Source organism: Roseateles sp. P5_E11, from assembly GCF_054049355.1.
Genome location: NZ_JBFUMO010000744.1, coordinates 1 through 2,372, shown reverse-complemented (window position 1 = coordinate 2,372; position 2,372 = coordinate 1). Strand labels below are relative to the sequence as shown.

Genomic DNA, 2,372 nt, shown 5'->3' with positions numbered 1-2,372 from the left:
GCGGTTTCACCAATTCGCTGATGGGCGGCCACTGGTCGGTGGCGGCCACCGACAATGCGCTGAACCTGAACTTCACGGCCGCCGTGCCCGAGCCCGAGAGCTACGCGATGCTGCTGGCGGGCCTGCTGGTGGTGGGGCGGGTGGCCAGGCGCCGGCTGGGCAATCTGGCTCGACCCTGAGATCGGCCATGGCCGGGTTCAAGGCACTGACTTGAACGGTTGGTGCTCGCCCAGCTCGTCGATATAGCCCGCCATCGCCTCGCCCTCGCGAGCCAGAAAGTCATTGATGGCATCGGCGAAGGACGGGTGGGCCAGCCAGTGGCTGGACGCCGTGGGCGTGGGCAACAGCCCGCGCGCCATCTTGTGCTCACCCTGCGCGCCGCCCTCGAAGCGCTGGTAGCCATTGGCGATGCACCAGGCCAACGGCTGGTAGTAGCAGGCGTCGAAGTGCAGGTTGGGGATGTGCTCGACGGCGCCCCAGTAGCGGCCGAAGGCGCTGCGGCGCTCGGGGTCCAGCGCGATCAGCGATGTGGCGACGCGCTCATCCCCGCGGCGGGCGGTGAACATCAGCCAGTGCTCCGGCATCTCGCTGGCCATGCGGGCGAAGAAGTCGCGGCTCAGATAGGGCTTGCTGTGGTGCTCGCGGTAGGTCTGCTGGTAGCAGCGGTAGAAGAAGTCCCAGTCTTCGGCGCTGATGGCATTGCCGACGTTCGCCTCGAAAACGACGCCGGCCTCGCGCACTCGGCGCTGCTCCTGCTGGATCTTCTTGCGCTTGTCGCGCTGCAGGCGCGCCAGGAAGGCCGTGAAGTCCGCATCGCCCTCCGACGTCCAGTGGAACTGCACGCCGGCACGGGCCGTGCAGCCAGCTTCGGCCAGTGCCGCCTGATCGGCCTCGTCTCCAAACAACACATGCAGCGACGAGGCCTCGGTCTCCTTGGCCAGCGCCCGCAGCGCCTGGGCCAGCAGCACCCGTGCCTCGTCGTCGACGGCCAGCAAGCGACTGCCGGGAACGGGCGTGAAGGGCACGGCCACGAGCAGCTTGGGGTAGTAGCTCAGCCCATGGCGCTGGTAGGCGTCGGCCCAGGCCCAGTCGAAGACGTATTCGCCATAGCTGTGGGTCTTCAGATAGGCCGGGCAGGYTGCCAGCAGCTCCTCGCCCCGCCACAGCGAGACGAACTGCGGCCGCCAGCCCGTGCCGGCGACGGCACTGCCGCTGGCGTGCAGGGCGCGCAGATAGGCCAGGCGCATGAAGGGCGTCGGCCGCGCCTGGGCAGAAAGCAGGGCGTCCCAATGGTCTTGCGGCAAGGCCTCGGGCGAAGCGTCGACCCGAATGACAATGCTGCTCTCGTGTTCTGAATCGCTGTCGCCCATGCCCTCGCCCTTGAAGATTGCCCTGGCCCAGATCAATGTCGTCGTCGGCGATCTGGTGGGCAACGCGGACCGCATCATTGCCCAAGCGCGCGCGGCGCACACGGCTGGGGTTGATCTGCTCGTCACGCCGGAGCTGGCGCTGTGCGGTTATCCGCCCGAGGACCTGCTGCTGCGCCCGGCCTTTCTTGAGGCCTGCGACGAGCAGTTGCAGCGCATCGCAGCTGAGCTGGCGGGCTGCGAAGGGCTACATGTCGTGGTTGGCCACCCGCGCGAGCGCGAGGGCGGGGCGGTGCGGGAGCGCAGCTGGTCTCTGCCACCCTGCCTGAACGTCGCCTCGGTGCTCGCGGGCGGCCAGGTCGTCGCCAGCTATGCCAAGCGCGAGCTGCCCAACTACCAGGTCTTCGACGAGCGGCGTTATTTCTACTCCGGCAGAGATGCCGGGCTTGGCGCTGTCGTCGTCGACGTCAGGGGCCACCGCGTGGGCCTGCTGATCTGCGAGGACGCCTGGTTCGAGGAACCCGCCGCGGCCGCCAAGGCCGCAGGTGCGGAGCTGCTCTGCGTCATCAACGCCTCGCCCTTCCACATCGGCAAGGTCGAGGAGCGCGAGGCCCACATGGCCGAGCGCGCCCGTGCCGTGGGCCTGCCGCTGCTCTATGCCCATCTGGTGGGCGGGCAGGACGAGATGGTCTTCGACGGCGCGTCCTTTGCGGTGCAGGCCGATGGCAGCGTGGCGGCCCGTGCGCCGATGTTCGAGGAGGCGCTGGCCATCATCGAGCTGGACGGCGGCCGGCTGTGTGGCGACATCATTCCGGTGCCGGAGTACGAGGCCCAGGTCTGGCAGGCCCTGGTGACCGGCGTGCGCGACTACCTCGGCAAGAACGGCTTCCCGGGCGCGCTGATCGGCTTGTCGGGGGGCATTGACTCGGCCCTGGTGCTGGCCATCGCTGTGGATGCGTTGGGTGCCGACAAGGTGCGCACCGTGATGATGCCTTCGCCCTACAC

The 2,372-nt window shown here is 68.6% G+C and carries 2 protein-coding genes and 1 pseudogene; 2 read left to right on the top strand and 1 reads right to left on the bottom strand.

The genetic code is table 11. The features are described from left to right. Window positions 1-62: 62 nt before the first annotated feature. Window positions 63-179 (top strand): annotated as a pseudogene (locus ACXJKR_RS30015) (PEP-CTERM sorting domain-containing protein); the annotation flags it as partial. Between the two features lie 18 nt (window positions 180-197). On the opposite strand, the gene ACXJKR_RS30010 reads toward ACXJKR_RS30015, so the two are convergent. Then, entirely contained in the window at window positions 198-1,370 is a 1,173-nt protein-coding gene (locus ACXJKR_RS30010) for a GNAT family N-acetyltransferase (protein ID WP_457325953.1), read from the bottom strand. Between ACXJKR_RS30010 and ACXJKR_RS30005 the strand changes: the two genes are divergently transcribed. Further along, on the top strand, window positions 1,369-2,372 hold a 1,004-nt coding region (locus tag ACXJKR_RS30005), incomplete at its 3' end, for a nitrilase-related carbon-nitrogen hydrolase (protein ID WP_457325952.1). The two genes, ACXJKR_RS30010 and ACXJKR_RS30005, sit on opposite strands and share 2 nt — an antisense overlap.